Source organism: Streptomyces sp. SP18BB07 (assembly GCF_036322545.1).
GTDB lineage: Bacteria > Actinomycetota > Actinomycetes > Streptomycetales > Streptomycetaceae > Streptomyces > Streptomyces deccanensis.
Genome location: NZ_JAQYWT010000247.1, coordinates 43481 through 61964, shown reverse-complemented (window position 1 = coordinate 61964; position 18484 = coordinate 43481). Strand labels below are relative to the sequence as shown.

The 18484-nt window shown below is 72.4% G+C and carries 12 protein-coding genes and 3 pseudogenes; 8 read left to right on the top strand and 7 right to left on the bottom strand.

Going from position 1 to position 18484, the window contains the following annotated elements:
* Nucleotides 1-140 precede the first annotated feature (140 nt).
* Nucleotides 141-641: pseudogene (locus PUR53_RS09395) on the top strand (zinc-binding dehydrogenase); the annotation flags it as partial.
* A gap of 5 nt (nt 642-646) precedes the next feature.
* Nucleotides 647-1525: a universal stress protein gene (locus PUR53_RS09390; protein WP_329907977.1), complete on the top strand. Its 879-nt coding sequence runs from the start codon at nt 647-649 to the stop codon at nt 1523-1525.
* A gap of 17 nt (nt 1526-1542) precedes the next feature.
* On the opposite strand, the gene ppk2 is transcribed toward PUR53_RS09390, so the two are convergent.
* Nucleotides 1543-2337: a polyphosphate kinase 2 gene (ppk2, locus tag PUR53_RS09385; RefSeq protein WP_329898529.1), complete on the bottom strand. Its 795-nt coding sequence runs from the start codon at nt 2335-2337 to the stop codon at nt 1543-1545.
* A 49-nt stretch (nt 2338-2386) separates the two neighbouring features.
* On the opposite strand from ppk2, the gene PUR53_RS09380 reads away from it, so the two are divergent.
* On the top strand, nt 2387-4765 hold the full coding sequence (locus PUR53_RS09380) for a phosphoketolase family protein (RefSeq protein ID WP_329898528.1): 2379 nt from the start codon (nt 2387-2389) through the stop codon (nt 4763-4765).
* Nucleotides 4766-4783: 18 nt separating this feature from the next.
* Here PUR53_RS09380 and PUR53_RS09375 read toward each other — a convergent pair whose 3' ends face one another.
* On the bottom strand, nt 4784-5176 hold the full coding sequence (locus PUR53_RS09375; protein WP_329907976.1) for an STAS domain-containing protein: 393 nt from the start codon (nt 5174-5176) through the stop codon (nt 4784-4786).
* Nucleotides 5177-5455: 279 nt separating this feature from the next.
* On the opposite strand from PUR53_RS09375, the gene PUR53_RS09370 reads away from it, so the two are divergent.
* The gene (locus tag PUR53_RS09370) at nt 5456-6286 is read left to right on the top strand and encodes a universal stress protein (protein ID WP_329907980.1); all 831 of its coding nucleotides are present in this window, start codon (nt 5456-5458) and stop codon (nt 6284-6286) included.
* Between the two features lie 117 nt (nt 6287-6403).
* Here the strand turns inward: PUR53_RS09370 and PUR53_RS09365 are convergent.
* A pseudogene (locus PUR53_RS09365) lies at nt 6404-7525 on the bottom strand (aldehyde dehydrogenase family protein); the annotation flags it as partial.
* A gap of 334 nt (nt 7526-7859) precedes the next feature.
* Between PUR53_RS09365 and PUR53_RS09360 the strand changes: the two are divergent.
* Both PUR53_RS09360 and PUR53_RS09355 read left to right on the top strand, forming a co-directional pair.
* Nucleotides 7860-8552 carry a response regulator transcription factor gene (locus PUR53_RS09360; protein WP_329907975.1) on the top strand — a complete coding sequence of 231 codons (693 nt, stop codon included), beginning with the start codon at nt 7860-7862 and terminating at the stop codon, nt 8550-8552.
* Nucleotides 8553-8750: 198 nt separating this feature from the next.
* The gene (locus tag PUR53_RS09355) at nt 8751-10478 is read left to right on the top strand and encodes a GAF domain-containing sensor histidine kinase (RefSeq protein ID WP_329907974.1); all 1728 of its coding nucleotides are present in this window, start codon (nt 8751-8753) and stop codon (nt 10476-10478) included.
* Between the two features lie 289 nt (nt 10479-10767).
* Here PUR53_RS09355 and PUR53_RS09350 read toward each other — a convergent pair whose 3' ends face one another.
* The 4 genes from PUR53_RS09350 to PUR53_RS09335 form a co-directional block, all read right to left on the bottom strand.
* A complete protein-coding gene (locus PUR53_RS09350) occupies nt 10768-12726 on the bottom strand; it encodes a PAS domain S-box protein (protein WP_329898524.1) in 1959 nt (652 codons plus the stop codon).
* Nucleotides 12727-13158: 432 nt separating this feature from the next.
* Nucleotides 13159-13563 (bottom strand): universal stress protein, encoded by a 405-nt coding sequence (locus PUR53_RS09345; protein WP_329898523.1) that lies wholly within the window; start codon nt 13561-13563, stop codon nt 13159-13161.
* A gap of 65 nt (nt 13564-13628) precedes the next feature.
* On the bottom strand, nt 13629-13889 hold the full coding sequence (locus tag PUR53_RS09340) for a DUF1876 domain-containing protein (protein WP_329898522.1): 261 nt from the start codon (nt 13887-13889) through the stop codon (nt 13629-13631).
* Between the two features lie 453 nt (nt 13890-14342).
* Complete coding sequence (locus PUR53_RS09335; RefSeq protein ID WP_329907973.1) at nt 14343-15689, bottom strand: phosphoribosyltransferase family protein; 1347 nt, start codon at nt 15687-15689, stop codon at nt 14343-14345.
* Nucleotides 15690-16057: 368 nt separating this feature from the next.
* Between PUR53_RS09335 and PUR53_RS09330 the strand changes: the two genes are divergently transcribed.
* Both PUR53_RS09330 and PUR53_RS09325 read left to right on the top strand, forming a co-directional pair.
* Nucleotides 16058-17053 carry an Acg family FMN-binding oxidoreductase gene (locus PUR53_RS09330; protein WP_329907972.1) on the top strand — a complete coding sequence of 332 codons (996 nt, stop codon included), beginning with the start codon at nt 16058-16060 and terminating at the stop codon, nt 17051-17053.
* A 344-nt stretch (nt 17054-17397) separates the two neighbouring features.
* A pseudogene (locus PUR53_RS09325) lies at nt 17398-18278 on the top strand (universal stress protein).
* The last annotated feature ends 206 nt before the right edge of the window (nt 18279-18484 follow it).

Genomic DNA, 18484 nt, shown 5'->3' with positions numbered 1-18484 from the left:
CCGTGTCGTCAAACGCAAGATGTCCAACTACTGGCTCAAGCGGGCTGAGCACCTGACATGGCCCCAGCCCACCCTCACCGGAACCCGAGCTGTCCGCATCAAACGACCCCAACCAGCAGACCCGTAAAGCAACGGCATTGGGCCTAGGCCACCTCGCCGTGCAGTACGCCAAGATCGCCGGAGCTACCGTCGCCGCGATCGACGTCACCGACGAGAAGCTCGAACTGGCCGCCGAACTCGGTGCCGACATCCTCATCGACGCCCGCAAGGAGGACGTCGGCGAGGTGCTCAAGCGGCACGGTGGCGCCCACGCGGCCATCGCCCTCGCCGTGAACGACGCCGCCTTCGCGGCCGTCAACGCGGGCCTCAGGCGCGGCGGCAAGCTCGTCATGGTCGCCCTGCCCGCCCACGGCACCGTCCAGGTCCCGATCTTCGACACCGTCCTGAACGGCACCAGTGTGATCGGCTCGATCGTGGGCACCCGGCAGGACCTCGCCGAGGTCTTCCAGCTGCACGCGGCCGGCCGCACCAGGGTCATCTGCGAGACCCGCCCGCTGGCCTCCGTCAACGACTCCATCGACGAGGTGCTGCGCGGCCAGGTCAAGGCCCGGATCGTGTTCGACCTCGGCGCGGGACGGTGAGCGACATGACGCACAACCTGCCGATCGTCGTCGGCGTGGACGGCTCCGAGCCGAGCCTGCGGGCCGTGGACTGGGCCGCCGACGAGGCCGCGCTGCGCGGTACGCCGCTGCGGCTGGTCTACGCCTCCCTGTGGGAGCGGTACGAGGGCGCCCACCTCGCCGAGGACGTCGGCGGGACGTCCGAGGGGATGCGGGCGGAGGTGATCGTGGAGAGCGCCGCCCAGCGGGCCGGCCAGCGCCGCCCGGAGGTGAAGACCACCACCGAGGTGGTGCCCGAGGAGCCCGAGTACACCCTGCTGCGGGAGAGCCGCACCGCCTCCCTGCTGGTGACGGGCACCCGGGGCCGCAGCAGCCTCACCGAGGCGCTCCTGGGCTCGGTGAGCCTGACGGTGGCCGCGCACGCGCACTGCCCGATGGTCGTCGTACGCGGCAGCCACGACAACCGGGCCCAGCCCGCCACGCACGGCCGGATCGTCGTCGGCGTCGGTGAGCGGCCGACGTCGTCGGCGTCGGTGCGGTTCGCCTTCGACGAGGCCCGGCGGCGTGGGGCCGAGGTCGAGGCGGTCAGGGCCTGGCGGTGCCCCGCGCACGAGGGCACCGACCACCCACTGCTCACCGGGGAGCCGGCGCGGCTGCACGAGGAACGGGCCGTGGAGGGCCTGGAGGAGGCCCTCCGGAAGGCTCCCGACGACGTCCGGCTGCGCCGCCGTACCGTCGAGGGCCATGCCCGGATCGCGCTGGCGGACGCCTCCCGCGACGCCGACCTCCTCGTCGTGGGTGCCAGGCGTCGCCAGCGGCACTTCGGACTCCAGCTCGGCCGGGTCACACACGGGGTGCTGCACCACTCCGCCTGCCCCGTCGTGATCGTGCCCGAACCGGAGTGAGCACCATGACCGGCCGCTCACACACCCGCCGCGTGATCCGGGACGTACGTCCGCAGATCGCGCGGCGGGCGCTCGTAGCCGGTCGACGGCGGGCGCTCGGGCAGTTCCAGGACCGGGGGCGGCACCTCGCGGTACGGCACCGACTCCAGCAGATGGGCGATCATGTTCAGCCGGGCCCGGCGCTTGTCGTCGCTCTCCACGACGTACCACGGCGCCTCGGCGATGTCGGTGTGCACCATCATCTCGTCCTTGGCGCGCGAGTACGCCTCCCAGCGGCTGAGCGACTCCAGGTCCATCGGCGAGAGCTTCCAGCGCCGCAGCGGATCCTCCAGGCGGCGTCGGAAGCGCTCCTGCTGCTCGGTGTCGCTCACCGAGAACCAGTACTTGCGCAGCAGGATCCCGTCCTCGATCAACATGCGCTCGAAAATGGGACATTGCCGCATGAACAGCTGGTACTCCTCTTTGGTGCAGAAACCCATGACGTGCTCCACACCGGCCCGGTTGTACCAGGACCGGTCGAACAGCACGATCTCCCCGGCCGCCGGCAACTGCTCGACGTACCGCTGGAAGTACCACTGGGTGCGCTCGCGCTCCGTCGGCTTGGGGAGGGCCGCGATCCGGGCGACACGGGGATTGAGGTGCTCCGCGACCCGCTTGATCGTGCCGCCCTTGCCCGCCGCGTCCCGCCCCTCGAAGACCACGACCAGCCGGGCGCCCTCGGCCCGCACCCACTCCTGGAGTTTCACCAACTCCGTCTGCAGCCGCAGCAGTTCCTTCTCGTACGCCGCACGCGGCACCTTCTTGCCGGCCATGCCGTCCTCCACCGCCCGACGACCCCGTCGATGAGTTCCGGAGTCACCCATGACCCAGGTCGAACACCAGACCGTCACCGTACTTTCCGACGACGAACTGCGCACCCTGGACGCCCACTGGCGGGCCGCCAACTACCTGGCGGCCGGGCAGATCTATCTGATGGCCAACCCCCTGCTCACCGAGCCGCTGCTCCCGGAACACATCAAGCCGCGGCTGCTCGGGCACTGGGGCACCTCCCCGGGCCTGAACCTCGTCTACACGCATCTCAACCGCGTGATCAAAGCGCGCGACCTGGACGCCCTCTGCGTCTGGGGACCCGGGCACGGCGGGCCGTCCGTGCTGGCCGGCTCCTGGCTGGACGGCAGCTACGGCGAGACCTACCCGGACGTCACCCGCGACGCCCCCGGCATGGAACGGCTCTTCCGGCAGTTCTCCTTCCCCGGCGGCGTACCGAGCCATGTGGCACCGGAGGTCCCGGGCTCGATCCACGAGGGCGGTGAGCTCGGCTACTCCCTCGCCCACGCCTACGGCGCCGCGTTCGACAACCCCGACCTGCTGGTGGCCTGCGTCATCGGGGACGGCGAGGCGGAGACCGGGCCGCTGGCCGCCTCCTGGCACTCCAACAAGTTCCTCGACCCGGTCCACGACGGCGCCGTCCTGCCGATCCTCCACCTCAACGGCTACAAGATCGCCAACCCGACCGTGCTCGCGCGCCTGCCCCAGGCCGAACTCGACGCCCTGCTGCGCGGCTACGGCCACGCCCCCCTCCACGTCACCGGAGACGACCCGGCCACCGTGCACCGCGCCCTGGCCCACGCCTTCGACGAGGCGCTGGACCGGATCGCCCTGATGCAGCGCACGGCACGCGAGGACGGCGTCGCCGAACGCGTGCACTGGCCGATGATCGTGCTGCGCACCCCGAAGGGCTGGACCGGCCCCGCCGAGGTCGACGGCCAACCGGTCGAGGGCACCTGGCGTGCCCACCAGGTCCCGCTCGCCGGCGTGCGGGAGAACCCCGAGCACCTGCGACAGCTGGAGGCCTGGCTGCGCTCGTACAAACCGCGGGAGCTGTTCGGCCCGGACGGACGGCCCGCCGCCGACGTCCTCGCCTGCGTCCCCTCCGGCACCAGGCGACTGGGCGCCACCCCGCACGCCAACGGCGGACTCCTCGTCCGCGATCTGCCCGTGCCCTCGCTGGACGACTTCGCCGTCCCCGTCGAGAAACCGGGCACGACGCTCCATGAGCCGACCCGGGTCCTCGGTGACCTCCTGGCACAGGTCATGAGGGACACCCGCCTGCGCCGGGACTTCCGGGTCGTCGGACCGGACGAGACCGCCTCCAACCGCCTGCAGGCCGTCTTCGACGCCAGCGGCAAGGCCTGGCAGGCCGAGCACCTGCCCGTCGACGAACACCTCGACCGGCACGGACGGGTCCTGGAGATCCTCTCCGAACACCTCTGCCAGGGCTGGCTGGAGGGCTACCTCCTCACCGGCCGGCACGGACTGTTCTCCTGCTACGAGGCGTTCGTGCACATCGTCGACTCCATGGTCAACCAGCACATCAAGTGGCTCAGGACATCGCGGGAGTTGCCCTGGCGGGCCCCGATCGCCTCCCTCAACTACCTGCTCACCTCGCACGTCTGGCGCCAGGACCACAACGGCTTCTCCCACCAGGACCCCGGCTTCGTCGACCACGTCCTCAACAAGAGCCCCGAGGTCGTACGCGTCTACCTGCCCCCGGACGCCAACACCCTCCTCTCCGTCGCCGACCACGCCCTGCGCAGCCGCGACTACGTCAACGTGATCGTCGCCGGCAAACAGCCCTGCTTCGACTGGCTCTCCATGGACCAGGCCCGCGCGCACTGCGCACGCGGCGCCGGGATCTGGGAGTGGGCGGGCAGTGAGAACGGCGGCGAACCCGACGTCGTCCTCGCCTGCGCCGGAGACGTGCCCACGCAGGAGGTCCTGGCCGCCGCGCAGCTGCTGCGCCGCCATCTGCCGCAGCTCGCCGTCCGCGTGGTCAACGTCGTCGACATGACCCGGCTGCTGCCGCGCGAGGAGCACCCGCACGGCATGACCGACTTCGAGTACGACGGCCTGTTCACCACCGACAAGCCGGTGATCTTCGCCTACCACGGCTACCCGTGGCTCATCCACCGCCTCGCCTACCGCCGCGCGGGCCACGGCAACACGCACGTCCGCGGCTACAAGGAGTCGGGGACGACGACCACACCGTTCGACATGGTCGTCCGCAACGACCTCGACCGCTACCGCCTGGTTATGGACGTCATCGACCGCGTGCCGGGGCTCGCCGTCCGCGCCGCCGCCGTACGCCAGCAGATGGCGGACGCGCGCACCCGCCACCACGCGTGGATCCGCGAGCACGGCACCGATCTGCCGGAGATCGCCGACTGGCACTGGGCCTGACGCCGCCGGGCCGCTGCCTCACCCGCGTGAGGCCGCGGCCCGTGCCACCGGCGTCCCGTCGGCGAGCGCCTCGGCCAGGTCCGGGTGCACCTCGAAGGCGCCGCCCAGCCCCGTGCACCGCAGCAGCCGCCGGAAGGTGCTCGCGGGCGTGACCAGCCGCAGCCGGCCGTGCCGGGCACGGACCCGGCTCTGTGCCCGGCACAGCAGGCCGAGCCCGGAGCAGTCGATGAAGGACAGGGGACGCAGATCCAGCACCACGTCGGGGCGGGACGCGGTCGTCAGGGCGTCCAGGACCGCCGAGAGCGCGGAAACCGCCACGAGGTCGAGCTCGCCGTACAGCGACACGATCGTGCTGCCGGCCGCGCTCCGGGTCGTGTGGTACGGGGAGGACCTCATGGGTTCGTCGTCCATGAAGACAGACAAGCCAAGCCCCCGCGACCTGCGGAAGGGCCGTTCGGTCCCTATCCGGTCCCGCATGGGCCCTCCGCCCGTTCCCTGCGGCGACCCTCCCGTCAGGGCCCCGCGTCACGGCCCGCGCCAGAGCCCGAACGTCCCTGCCGGCAGGGGCCGTTCGGCACGCCCACGGGTCTCCCGGCTCCTGCCCGGGGCGGCGGTCCACGACGAACATCGAGGGTGGGGGCCACCATCCGGTGCTCCTCGGTCACCGTCTGTCGAAAGGGAAGCGGAGCCATGACCCACAACGATGTGGTCGTAGGAGTGGACGGCACCCTGTCCTCCACCAGGGCCCTGGACTGGGCGGCCAGGGAAGCGATCCGGCGCGGTGCCGAGCTGCGCCTGGTGTGCGCCGCCTCCGACCGCGACGAGGCCATACCCCTCCTCGGGGCCGCCGTCGCGCGCGTCCACGAGCGGCACCCCGGCCTCCCGGCCCGGACCGTCGCGGCCGAGGGCGGCGCCGTACGAGCGCTGGCGCGGGAGAGCGCCGACGCGGCACTCACCGTCGTGGGCACCCGCGGCATGGGGCGCACCGCCGGCCTGCTGCTCGGATCGGTCAGTGTGCGGCTGTCCCGTCGAGTACGGGGTCCGCTGCTCGTCGTGCGCGGGGACCACCCGTGCGACAAGGGGCGCGAGGTGGTGCTCGGCCTGGAGGACGACACCGACGAGCGGGCCGCCGTCTACGCCTTCGAGGAGGCCCGCCGACGCGGCGCCCACCTGCGCGTCCTGCACTCCTGGTCCCACCGCCACATCACGCCCGCACTGCCGCCGCTGATGCCCACCGAGGGCCGGCGACGGGACCCGGCCACCTCCTACGAGCGCGCCGAGGAGGCCGTCCCCCGCTTCGCCCTCGCCGCACTGTGGGAGCGGTACGCCGATGTCACCGTGGAAGCCGTCACAGTGCGCACGAGCGCGCCCGAGGCGTTGCTGGAGTCGACCCGCGAGGCCGGTCTGGTGGTCGTCGGCTCGCACCACCGGACGTCCGCCGTCGCCCCGCACCACGCGCAGGTCGCCCCCGTCCTGCTGCGCCGCGCGCACTGCCCGGTGGTCGTCGTCCCCGCCGCGTGAACCGCACGACTCCAGGAGGCCCACCCATGTCCCGTGTCGTCGCCGTGGGTCTGGACGGATCGTCGGAGAGCCGCGCGGCCGCGGACCGGTCCGCCCGTGAGGCCCGGATGTACTCCGTCGCAGCACGGTGAGCACCGGGCAGAGCTTCTCCCGGGTCAACGGCTCGGCAGGGCCGACCCGTTCGGCCTCGACCAGGATGAGCGAGGTGCCGGCGGGCACGGTGAAGCCGGCCTGCTCGGCGATCCACTCCGGGCTCTGCCCGACGGCCGCGGAGTTGACCTTCGGCTCGCAGCCACCGCCCACCGTGCCGCCGCCCACGGTCCCGCCGCCCGGGAAGAGGAAGACCTCCAGCTTCGCCTTCTCCTCGGCGGTCGCCAGATGGGCGTGCAGCGTGCGGAACTCGGTGAGCGCCGCCTCGTAGATCTCGTCGTCCAGGATGACGGCCTGCTCCGAGGCGCAGATCATCCCGTTGTCGAAGGACTTCGACAGCACCAGGTCGTTCACGGCCCGCCGCAGTTCGGCGCTCCTGTGCACATACGCCGGGACGTTGCCCGCCCCGACGCCCAGGGCGGGCTTGCCCGCCGAGTAGGCGGCCTTGACCATGCTGTTGCCGCCGGTGGCGAGGATCAGCGAGACACCGGGGTGCCGCATCAGCATGCCGGTCGCCTCGACGGACGGGGTCTCGATCCACTGGACGCAGTGCTCGGGTGCCCCCGCCGCGACGGCCGCGTCGCGCACGACGCGGGCCGCCTCCGCGCTGCAGCGCTGGGCGGAGGGGTGGAAGGTGAAGACGATCGGATTGCGGGTCTTCAGCGCCATCAACGCCTTGAAGATCGTGGTGGACGTCGGGTTGGTCACGGGAGTGACCGCGCACACCACCCCCACCGGTTCGGCGATCTCCACCATGTCCTCGATGTCGTCGCGCGCGATGACGCCGACCGTCTTCATCGGACCCATGCTGTGCGTGATGTGCTCGCACGCGAACATGTTCTTGGCCGCCTTGTCCTCGAACACACCGCGCCCGGTCTCCTCCACCGCCAGGCGGGCCAGCGCCGTGTGCCGGTCCAGGGCGGCCACCGACGCCTTCTTGACGATGTGGTCGACCTGTTCCTGCGTGAGGCCGTCGTAGTCGGCCAGCGCCTTGAGGCCGTCCGTGACCAGACGGTCCACGGCCACGGCCGTCCGGGACGGCGCGTCGGTGGCCGTGGTGGTTGCGGGGCCGCTGTCGTGACGGGTCATGAGGAGTGCCTCCGGGGTCGAGCGCCACCGTCGTGCGACCGGTGGCGTACGGGGTGGGACGGCGCCGTACGAGGCAGCCGCCCTGGGACCGATGTCGCTCACCCGCTCACTCTCGTCCGCACCCGGCCGTGTCCCGGAGATGCCGATGGTCCCTCGTCGGGACTGAACGGCCCGACCGAGCCGGCCGTCGTCGATCCGTCGGCGATCCGCTCGTGAATGAGGGCCGACCGGCCCTGGCCGTTCGGCCCGGATACGACGAGGATCAGCGGGTCGAGGCCGATACTGTCCGTGGCGGACAAGGACGGCGTGAAGTGCGGGACCGAGGAGTGAAGCGATGCCGGTCAGCGATCAGCCGGGCCCGGACAGCCCGATCCGGGTCTTCCTGCTGGACGACCACGAGGTCGTACGCCGGGGAGTACGCGACCTGCTGAACGACGAGCCGGACATCTCGGTGATCGGCGAGGCCGGCACGGTGGAGCAGGCGCTGGTGCGCGTTCCCGCCCTGCGTCCGCAGGTGGCGGTGCTCGACGTCCGCCTGCCCGACGGCGACGGGATCACCGTGTGCCGGGAGCTGCGGTCGCGCATGCCGGAACTGTTCTGTCTGATGCTGACCTCCTTCGACGACGAGGAGGCCCTCCTGGACTCGATCATGGCGGGCGCGTCCGGGTACGTCCTGAAGCAGATCCATGGCTCGGATCTGGTCTCCGCGGTGCGCACGGTGGCCGCCGGTCAGTCCCTGCTCGATCCCAGCGCCACCGCCCGGCTGATGGCGCGGCTGCGGCAGGGCCCGAAGGAGGAGCAGGAGCCCGAGGCACTGCCGGGCCTGACCGAGCGCGAGCGGGAGATCCTGGCCCTGATCGGTGAGGGCCTGACCAACCGACAGATCGGTCAGCGGCTCTTCCTCGCCGAGAAGACGGTCAAGAACCACATCTCCCGGCTGCTCGCCAAGCTCGGTGTGGAACGGCGCGTGCAGGCCGCCGTCATCGCCACCCAGGCCCAGGACAGGCTCCGGCAGGAAGGCCGGTAGGCCGTTCTCCCCGGGTGAACCCGCAGGCCACGCGCCGTTCGTCCGGAAGGCCGGGCAGGTGCGCCCGGACTCCTTCCAGGCTGGACCCGCGCGCGACCGGATCCGCTACCGTGCCCAGTGACGGGTCGTTACCGTGGCTCAGGACAGCGGCGGAACGGGCGGCTGCCGGCAGGCTGTGGGGAATGTGGAGGGGCACCGGTGGCAAGCGTGGAGAGGGCCGGGGAAGCTCGTGTACTGCTGCCGCAGCTGAGGTTGGACGAGCTGCTGGAGGAGTTGCAGGCGCGTCTGGACGCGGCGCGGGGGACGCGGGATCGGGTGCACAGTCTGTTGGAGGCGGTGCTGTCGGTCGGGCGTGAGCTGGAGTTGGAGCAGGCGTTGCGGGGGATCGTGGAGGCGGCGGCGGTGCTGGTGGATGCGGAGTACGCGGCGTTGGGGGTGATCGGTCCGGACGGGAAGCGGTTGTCGGCTTTCCATACGGTGGGGGTGAGTGCGGAGCAGATCGCTGGGATCGGTGCGTATCCGGAGGGGCACGGGATTCTGGGTGAGTTGATCAGTCATCCGGAGCCGTTGCGTCTGGCGAAGTTGTCGGAGCATCCGTCGTCGTTCGGTTTTCCGCCGAATCATCCGCCGATGAATTCGTTTCTGGGTGTGCCGATCCGGGTGCGTGAGCAGGTGTTCGGGAATCTGTATCTGACGGAGAAGCGGGGTGGGGCGCGGTTCGACGAGGAGGACGAGTCGGTGCTGTCGACGTTGGCGGTGGCGGCGGGTGTGGCGATCGACAACGCGCGGTTGTACGAGGAGTCCCGGTTGCGGGAGCGGTGGCTGCGGGCCAACGCCGAGATCACCCACAGCCTGATGTCCGGCGGCGAGCCCGCCGAGGTCCTCCAAGTGATCGCCGAACGGGCCAGGGAGATCATGACCGCGGCCCTCGCGGTCGTCGCGGTGCCGATGGAGGACACCGAATCCCTCACCGTCGATCTGGCCATCGGCGAGGGAGCGGCGGCGCACCGCGGGCTGGTGCTGCCCCTGGAGGACAACCTGATCGGCCAGGCCTTCTCCGGAGCCGCTCCCGTCACCAGCGCGGACGTCTCCCGTGACGACTCCGGCGTGACGGGCGCGCCGAGCCTCACCGGTCTCGGCCCCGCCGTGGCCGTTCCCATCGGATCGGGTGAGGGGACCCGGGGCATCCTGCTGCTGGCGCGCGCGGTGGGCCACACGGTGTTCACCGAGCCGGAGATCGAGCGCCTCCAGGGCTTCGCCGCGCAGGCCGCGGTCGTCATGGAGCTGGCCGAACGCCGCCGGGACGCCGAACAGATCGCGCTGCTGGAGGACCGCGACCGGATCGCCCGGGACCTGCACGACCTCGCCATCCAACGCCTCTTCGCCACCGGTATGACCCTGCAGAGCGCGGGCCGCTTCATCGACCACGCGGAAGCCTCCGAGCGGGTCCTGCGCGCGGTGGAGGACCTGGACGAGACCATCAAGATCATCCGGTCGACCATCTTCGGCCTGCGCTCACGCGAGGGCGCCACCGGTGTCGGTCTGCGGGCCCGCGTGGTGCGCGTGGTCGGCGAGGCGGCACCGGTCCTGGGCTTCGCCCCCAGCCTGCGGCTGGAGGGGCTGCTGGACACAGAGGTGCCCAAGGAGGTCGCCGACCACGTGGTGGCCGTGCTCTCCGAGGCCCTGACGAACGTCGCCCGTCACGCCCGGGCGTCCCGGGCCGACGTGGTGGTGGAGACCGCCGCGGGGGAGGTGCGCCTCACGGTCTCCGACAACGGGGTGGGCATTCCCGCCGAGGGCCGCCGCAGCGGACTGCGCAACATGGCCGAGCGCGCCCGGCAGCTGGGCGGCGAACTGGAGGCGACCAGCCCGCCCGGCGGCGGCACGACCCTGGTGTGGCGGGCACCGGCGGCCCACACCCGGTAGGGCAGAGCTCCTCGGCAGGGCCCGTCACGGGGTGGGCGCCGGTACGGGGGACCTTCGGCATCCGCCGTGAGCCGTGTGCCGGAGCCCTGACGGGAGGCGGAACGTCGTGAACGGCCTGGATCTGCTCACCGTGATCAGCGTGTTCGTGCCGGGCGTGCCGGGCGTGCCGAGTATCACCGGGCGGCGTCGACGTCATCAGCAAGGTTCCCGAGACCCCGCACACACCCCTGATGCCGGAACCGGAAGGCCGGGAGTCCTCCGGCTCGGGCAGGCAACGTTCTCCAGGGCGTCACAGCTTGAGCGTGAACCAGGTGGTCTTGCCGTCGTCCGTGGGGCGAACCCCCCAGCTGTCGGAGAGCGCGCGGACCAGGTGCAGACCACGTCCCGACTCCTCGTCCTCGGCCGCGAGGCGCGGCTGGGGCAGTTGGGGACTGCTGTCGCTGACCTCGACCGTCAGGTCCGTGTCGGTCCGGCACACCTGCAGACCGATGGGGCCATCGGCGTGCTGGACGGCGTTCGTCAGCGTCTCGGAGAGCAGCAGCAGCGCGTGGTCCGCCGATCCGACGCAGCCCCAGGAGGCGAGAGCCTTGGTGAGGAACTCACGGCCCTCGGGCACCGACGAGGGCACGGCGGGCAGATCGGTGGTGACGGACGCCAGCGGGGCGGCCGGCAGCTGGGCGAGGAGCAGCGTGACGTCGTCGTTGTGGCTCTCGGCGTCGGGCAGCAGCCGTGCGAGCACATGGTCGGCGGCGGCCTCCAGGCACGAGTCGTGGACGAAGAACCCGTCGAGGGAGGAGACGAGTTCACCGATGTGGTCGTCGATGTCGCTGCCCGGGGTCTCGACCAGACCGTCCGTGTAGAGGACGAGTGTGGCGCCCGGCGGGATCTGCTCGCAGGACTGCTGGTAGAGGATGCCGCCGACACCGAGGGGCGCGTTGACGGGTGTCGTGAGCCGGCGGACGTGATCGCCGGGGGAGGCGATGAGCGTCGGCAGATGACCGGCCGAACAGACGGTCACGGTGCCCGTGTCGGGGGCGATGACCAGGTAGCAGCAGGTGACGAGCTGGTCGGGGACATCGAGGTCGGCGACGCAGGTGTCGAGGGCCTGCATCAACTGACGTGGCTGCATATCGGTCTTGGCGAGCGCGTGCGCGGCGGACCGCAGCTGGCCCATCACGGCGGCTGCCTCCAGGCCACGGCCCATGACGTCACCGATCAGCACCCCGACCCGGCCCGCCCCCAGCGGGATCAGGTCGAACCAGTCGCCGCCCACACCCGCGCCCTGGGTGGCGGGACGATAGCGGCTCGCCGTGGCCAGCCCGGCGATCGCGGGCGGGGTACCCATCAGGCTGCGCTGCAGCGTGAGCGCGATGTGCCGCTGCTGCTCGTACAGGACGGTGAGTTCGGCCTCCGCACGCTTGCGGTCGCTGATGTCCCGGACGATGGCGCAGGCCCCGACGACCGTGCCGTCGGTGTCCCTGGTCGGCCACAGCGTGACGTCGACGTCCAGCAGGGCACCCGTCCGGGTGACGCGCAGGGTCTCGAAGTGTTCCACCTTCTCGCCCCGCCGCAGCCGTTCCATGAGGGCGCTGACCTCGTGCCTGCCGTCCATCGGGGCGAGGAACGACATGTGGCGACCGATGACCTGCTCGGCCTCGTAGCCGTACAGCCGCTGGGCGGCGGCGTTCCAGTAGGTGACGTGGCCGTCGAGGGTCGTGGCGAGGATCGCGTCCTGGGACGACTCGACGAGCGCGGCCAGTTCGTTGATGCGGCGCTCTGCGGCCTTGCGGTCGCTGACGTCCCGGACGGCGGCGGACACCAGCAGACCGTCCGCGGTCTCCAGGGGACTGAGGCTGATCTCGACCGGGAACTCGGTGCCGTCCTGGCGCAGGCCGTGCAACTCCAGTCCGGCGCCCATCGGGCGCACCTGCCGGTTGGCGGCGTAACCGCCCCGGTGTCGGGTGTGATGGTCGCGGAAGCGGTTCGGGATGAGCAACTCGACCGGGCGGCCGAGGAGTTCCTCGCGCCGGTAGCCGAAGAGAGCCTCCGTCTGGGCATTGACCAGTCGGATGGTTCCGGTGTCGTCGACGATGACCATGGCGTCCGGCGCGGCCTCCAGCAGCCCTCGGAACCGCTCCTCGACCACGCTCGGTCCACCGTCTCGTTCCCGTCGCGCACCGCATCGGCAGCGCTCCCGCTCGCCGGCCTCGGCGTGCAGTGCCCGCGCCACCGGGACGAAGTTGTCCATGCCCGCCCACCCAGCCTTCCCTCACGATCGGGTCATCCCACTGCATCCGTGGCGGACGGGCCACTGTTTGTCGGCAACTGTGCTCCTACCGAATGAATTTGCCCGGTTCGCGCCTCGGATGCCCGACGTGGCACCGCCGCTGTCCGAGACCGCCGGGACCTCCGGGAAGTCCAGGACCGACATCCCCCGAGCGGCCGGGAGACGGCGCGGCGGTCAGGGGCACGGCCGCCAGGGACGTACGAGACCGCGATAGAGGCCGTTCGGCTCATGTGCCGCGCACCGCACCGGAGTTGGCTGGGGCCGAAGAGACGACTACGACGTGCAAGACGTGCAAGACGTGCAAGACGTGAAAGGGGACGAGGCCCATGGGCACGAGTCTCACACCGGAGTTCTGGGCGCGGCTCGCGGTCCTCCTGGTCGTGGCCGTGGGGGTCACCCTCGTGCTGACCGCGTGGCTCGACACGCTCGCCGTTCGACTGCTGCACCGCGCCCCCAGGCGTCGAGGCGCACCGCGCGCCCGGCGAAGGGCGCGGTGCCGCAGGGGGCCGGTGGCAAGGCGTGCCGTTGCGGAACGGGCACCGTGACCACGGGGACGGTGGCGTGGCGCAGGCAGTCACGGGTGACCGCGCCGATCGCGGGGAGCCCTTGGCCATGGTGGTCGGGGCGGCCGAGGGCCAGTAGTTGTGCGTCGCGGGCGTGCTTCAGCAGGACCCGCGCGGGCGGGCCCTCCACCACGACGGTGCGTACGGCGGTGTCGGCGTGCGGGCCGAGGGACCTGCGCACCGCCCCCGCGAGCAACCGCTGACAGTCTCCCTGGACGGGCTCTGGTCCCACCATGCCCTTCACCGGCGCGGCGGGACCTGGGCCGAGGGGGCTCGGCCGTCGTGCCCGACGGCTCGGTGTCATGCCTGGACAGGGCCGGTGAGTTGCACGATGTCGTCGGAGGCGACGTCGTGGAGGCGGATGGCCAGGTCCTCCAGGGCGCGGCTCGCGGCGAGCTCGTCGCCGATCTCCGGGATGGGACGGTCGATCGGGTTGCGCCGGGCCACCCCCCTGCCTGTGAGGCGCGAGGTGTCACGCGTGGCCAGCACGGCACGCGCGTGCGTCTCGTCCCCTTCTTCGCTGATGTAGACCTGGACGGTCCACTGCTTGGCTTCCATCATGATCACTTCCGTCCGGCTTCTCGCCTCTCACTTCTCACCCTCTGCTTCTCAGCGTGCGCCGGTTCCGACGGCCGGTCCAGGAAGCGGTCGGTCACCCGGCTGCGCGGTCGTCGCGGAACGCGCCGTTCAGGGCTCCGGCGTGGGCAGGCCCCCACCTGCTGCCAGGTGAGGGCCTGTGGGGACGTGCCCGTCGGGGGTGAGCCTGAACTCACGGGCACGTCGGCCGACGACCCACATGCGGCCGCCGCTTCGCCCGAAAGCGGCCCCCGCACGAACGCCCTCACACGGAGAAGGGTGGCGGTGTGTCACCCGTAACGCTCGTGCCCTATTACAGCTTCGATCCGTCCGCGCCTCGGTTGAAGGGCTTACCGGCCCCGGTCCGGGGGAGGGGAGGCCCTTGCCGTCGCGGTGTCCCCGGCCCACCCCGGGCCCGCCCCGGGGCCTCGGCCGGGATCAGGCCGAACGGCGGTGTCCGGCGCCCGGCTGGGCTAGATGAGCGGTGAACCAGTCGCGGGCCAGTTCGGCGACCGTGGCCAGGGTCCCGGGCTCCTCGAAGAGGTGGGTGGCGCCGGGGACGACGGCGAGCCGGTGCTCGCAGCGCAGCCGGTCGGCGGCGAGGCGGTTGAGGCTGAGCACCCTGGTGTCCAGACTCCCCACCACGAAGAGCGTCGGGGTCCGCACACGGCCCAGGGCCGCCGGGGTGGCCAGGTCGGGGCGCCCGCCCCGGGAGACGATCGCACGGATGTCGGCCCCGGGCACGGCGGCGGCCTCCAGGGCGGCCGCGGCACCGGTGCTGGCACCGAAGTAGCTCACCGGTACGCCGGTTCCGTCGCGCAGCCAGGTGGCGGCCGCGTGCAGCCGGCCCGCCAGGAGGGCGACGTCGAAGACATTGTGGCGGTCGCCTTCCTCCTCCGCCGTGAGCAGGTCGAGCAGCAGGGTGCCCAGGCCCGCCCGGTTGAGGGCGTCGGCGACGTACCGGTTGCGTGGACTGTGGCGTCCGCTGCCGCTGCCGTGCGCGAAGAGAACCACCGCCGGGGCCGCGTCGGGCAGCACCAGCCGGGCGGGCAGCCGTACGTGACCGGCGGGCACTTCCACCTCACCATGGCCCGACCTCTCCGCCTGCCGCCCCCTGGACGTCGCCCTGGGGGCCGGCGTCGGCGACTCAGCGGCTGCGGCACGTGTGAGGAGTTCGATCACCTTCGAGTCGGGTGTCTGCGTGAAGTCGCGGTACCAGGCGCCGACCGAGCCCAGGTTTCCCCGCGTTTCGAGGCAGACGACCTCGTCGGTGACTCCGCGCAGCCGGGCGACCGCCTCCGGCGATCCCACCGGGACGGCGAGAACGACCCGCGCCGCACCCTGGCCCCGCACCACACGGCAGGCCGCCTCGGCGGTGGCGCCGGTGGCCAGCCCGTCGTCCACGACCAGCACGGTGCGACCCGCGAGGGACACCGGGGCGCGCCCGGCGCGGTAGCGGGCCACACGCCGGCCCAGTTCCGCCCGCTCCTCCCTCTCGACGCCGGCCTGTTCCTCGTCCCGTACACCGCAGCTGTCGATCACGTCCTGGTTGAGGACACGGACACCGTGCTCACCCAGGGCGCCGAAGGCCAGCTCCGGCTGCCACGGCACGCCGAGCTTGCGCACCACGAGCACGTCCAGCGGCGCCTCCAGCGTTCGGGCCACCTCGTACGCGACCGGCAGGCCGCCCCGGGGCAACCCCAGGACCACGATGTCCTCGTCGCGCAGGTGTTCAAGACGTCGGGCCAGTCGGCGTCCGGCGTCCGTACGGTCGTCGAAGGGCATACGCCACCTCCTCGTGCGCCTACCGCGACGATGCGGAGGAATCGGCGGGACGGAAGGGACCCTCCTGCCATCCTCTCCATTGCAGCGCGCCACCTGCCGTCGCGCGAGGGGCCTTCGGCCCGGGTGAGGGCCGGACGGTCCCTCCCGGGGGCGGCGCCACCGCCGCAGACTGGGGACGAAGCGGACACCGCGCATGTCTCGCCGGACGGGACACCGCGCCGACACGACGGGCCCGGGGCGGCCGTGGCCACGGAGTCGCGGCCCCGAGTCGCGGACCCGAGCCTCGGTCCGGAGCCTCGGTCCGGGGGAGGCCGGTGGAGGGACCCGCGGTCTCGGGCGGTCGACGCCCGGTGGACGAGGAGGTTGCGATGACCACGCGAGAGCTGGACACGAGGACGGTGACGGAACTCGTCGCCGAGGCCACGGCCGCACCGTCCATGCACAACGCGCAGCCGTGGAGCTTCCGCTTCCTGACCGACGAGCGCGTCCTGCTGCTGCGCGCGGACCTGGACCGGGCCATGCGCCGCAGCGACCCCGTCCACCGGGCGCTGCACATCGGCTGCGGGGCGGCGCTGTTCAACCTTCGCGTCGCCGCCGCGCACTCCGGGCTGTCCCCGCTGGTCCGACTGCTGCCGGACCGGGGCGACCCGCGGTTGCTGGCCGCCGTCCACCTGGCGGGCCCCGGGGGGCCGGTACCGGACGACCAGGATCTGGCCCGGCTGTATCCCGCCATCCACCAGCGGCACACCAGCCGCTATCCCTTCGACGACTGGGACGTCCCAGAGGACGTACGGTCGCGGCTGCGGGCGGCCGCCACGCGGGAGGGGGCCGAGCTGTCGTTCCCCGAGTCCTGGCACCTCGACACCGTCCTGGAGCTGGTCCATGACGCCGAGAGCCGCGACAGCCTGGATCCCGGCGGCCGGGAGGACCTGGAGCGCTGGACCCGGCTGGGCCCGGAGGCCGACGTCGCCACCGACGGGGTTCCCGAGTACGCCTTCGGGCCGCGCCGAAGGGACGGCCGGGCCCCGCTGCGGGACTTCGCCGGCCGCCGACCGGTGGCCGACCGCGGCAGCACCGTCTTCGAGAAGAGCCCGCACCTGGCCCTGCTGTACACCGGCGGTGACGCTCCCCTCGACTGGCTGCGCGCCGGGCAGGGGCTGGAGCACGTCCTGCTGGAGGCCACGACGGCCGGACTGGCCAGCTCGCTGACGTCCCACCTGCTGGAGAACGACGACCTGCGTGTACTCGCCCGGGACCCGGTCTCCGGGCGAGGGTACGTCCAGATGGTGCTGCGCCTCGGGTACGGGCCGCACGGCCCGGCCACACCCCGCCGACCCGTCGGGGACGTCCTCGACATCACCTGACCGGCCGCACGGTCACCTCGCCGGCCGCGCCCGGGAGTGGACCACCGTGCGAACGGAGGCCGGACGGCGCGGGCGCGGGCGTACACGCTGGTGCGAGGGGTCTGCACGTGTGCGCGGGAAAGCGGTGGGACGAGGGCCGGACGGGCGCCCGCCGGGGCCGTCCGGCCCAGTGCGGGATGCGCGGCCCGCGGGGAGACGCTGAAGTCCGGAAGAGCGCGGCAAGACCGCCCGGACGAGCAGTTCCGGCCGTCCGGCGCTGCCCTCACCCGTCCGTCGAACTCGGCGCCCGGTCCGGGGCCGCGCACCCGCACCCCGGACCGGGACCGGAGAAGAGGAGAGCCGCGATGAGTGCTCCCGTCGTGGTCGGAGTGGACGGCTCACCGTCCAGCCTGGCCGCCGTGGAGATCGCCGCGCGTGAGGCCGCCCTGCGCGGTGTGGGGCTGCGTCTGGTCCATGCCTTCGGATGGCCGGGCGCCCATGTGCCGTCGGGCGTGCCGCCCTGGAATCCCACGGGGGCGGGTCTGCGCGCGATGGTGGACGGCACGATGACCGAGGCCGAGCGGCGGGCCCACACCGTGGCGCCCGGTGTGGAGGTCACCCGTGAGGTCGTCGCGGGCGAACCGGTCCTGGTGCTGGAGATCGGTCCCGCACCGCCGGACTCCTGGTGGTCGGCAGCCGGGGAACGGGCACGTTCGCGACCCTGCTGCTCGGCTCCACCTCCGCGCACCTGGCCGCCCACGCGCGCTGCCCGGTCATGGTGGTGCGCGGCACGTCGGATCCGGCGGATCCCGTGCTGCTGGCGGTCGACGGCTCCCCGACGGGTGAGGGCGCCGTCCGGTTCGCCTTCGCCGAGGCGTCGTCGCGCGGTACTGACCTGGTGGCGCTGCATGTGTGGAACACCCGGACCGAACGCGTCTACGACGGTGCCGCCGATCCGCCCTTCGTGACCTACGACGAGGGCCGGCTCCGCGACGAGGAGGAGCGGGTGTTCGCCGAGGCGCTCGCGAGGATGCGCGAGAGGTACCCGGACGTGACCGTGCACCGCCGGCTGGTCCGAGGACGGGTGCGGGCCTCGGTGATCGAGGCGACCGCGCAGGCTCAGCTCCTCGTGCTCGGGGCACGCGGAAAGGGCGGCTTCGCCGGTCTGCGCCTGGGGTCGGTGAGCCAGGCCGTACTGCACCACGCGCACTGCCCCGTCACCGTCGTCCGCTGGGCGCAGGAGTGACGGGCGGACGTACCGACGCCGCAGGCCCTCAGGCCCTGGAGGGCCCGGCGCACCGAGCGGGCGCGGGAGGCCCACTGGCTGCCCCCGCGTCTGCTGCCGCCCGCACCGGTGCCCGCCCGGTTCGGCGTCGAGGTGGGGCGCCCCGAGCACCCGGCCGCGTCCCAGCGACGTGAGGGCAGGACCGGTCCCGGCGGCAGGACCGGGCC

Bases quoted from the DNA above. Each gene is read 5' to 3' on its own strand.
- PUR53_RS09390 (WP_329907977.1), top strand. From the start codon at position 647: ATGACGCACAACCTGCCGATCGTCGTCGGCGTGGACGGCTCCGAGCCG.
- ppk2 (WP_329898529.1), bottom strand. From the start codon at position 2,337: ATGGCCGGCAAGAAGGTGCCGCGTGCGGCGTACGAGAAGGAACTGCTG.
- PUR53_RS09380 (WP_329898528.1), top strand. From the start codon at position 2,387: ATGACCCAGGTCGAACACCAGACCGTCACCGTACTTTCCGACGACGAA.
- PUR53_RS09375 (WP_329907976.1), bottom strand. From the start codon at position 5,176: ATGGACGACGAACCCATGAGGTCCTCCCCGTACCACACGACCCGGAGC.
- PUR53_RS09370 (WP_329907980.1), top strand. From the start codon at position 5,456: ATGACCCACAACGATGTGGTCGTAGGAGTGGACGGCACCCTGTCCTCC.
- PUR53_RS09360 (WP_329907975.1), top strand. From the start codon at position 7,860: ATGCCGGTCAGCGATCAGCCGGGCCCGGACAGCCCGATCCGGGTCTTC.
- PUR53_RS09350 (WP_329898524.1), bottom strand. From the start codon at position 12,726: ATGGACAACTTCGTCCCGGTGGCGCGGGCACTGCACGCCGAGGCCGGC.
- PUR53_RS09345 (WP_329898523.1), bottom strand. From the start codon at position 13,563: ATGGTGGGACCAGAGCCCGTCCAGGGAGACTGTCAGCGGTTGCTCGCG.
- PUR53_RS09340 (WP_329898522.1), bottom strand. From the start codon at position 13,889: ATGATGGAAGCCAAGCAGTGGACCGTCCAGGTCTACATCAGCGAAGAA.
- PUR53_RS09335 (WP_329907973.1), bottom strand. From the start codon at position 15,689: ATGCCCTTCGACGACCGTACGGACGCCGGACGCCGACTGGCCCGACGT.
- PUR53_RS09330 (WP_329907972.1), top strand. From the start codon at position 16,058: ATGACCACGCGAGAGCTGGACACGAGGACGGTGACGGAACTCGTCGCC.